The sequence below is a fragment of the Patiriisocius sp. 208BN25-11 genome, from assembly GCF_058147145.1.
In genome coordinates this window covers 1-231 of the sequence record NZ_JBYVJY010000173.1, presented here as the reverse complement: position 1 = coordinate 231, position 231 = coordinate 1, and the positions used below count along the sequence as shown (strand labels likewise).

Here is a 231-nt window from a genome sequence, read left to right as displayed (position 1 = left end):
TTAGAGTAGGAGTAAGGCTTGTCTTTATCTCCATACAATGCAGTTAATCGTTGCTGTTTAGATACTTTTCCAAAGAGTTTAATGTCGTCTTCTTGCCAGGCAGTTTTTTCTTGTATTTTTTTCTGAAATGTTAGTGCTTCCAGCTCTTTAGAAAAATTTGGGTAGTAGCTTACCGATGCATTTGGCATGGGTAATACAATTTTCTCTAGGCGATTTTCGTCTTCAAATAAA

Annotated in this window: 1 protein-coding gene; it reads right to left on the bottom strand. The window is 35.5% G+C overall.

All coding sequences use genetic code 11. The features are described from left to right. On the bottom strand, positions 1-231 hold a 231-nt coding region (locus tag ACY2RS_RS16005), incomplete at both ends, for an alpha-ketoglutarate-dependent dioxygenase AlkB family protein (RefSeq protein ID WP_490099640.1).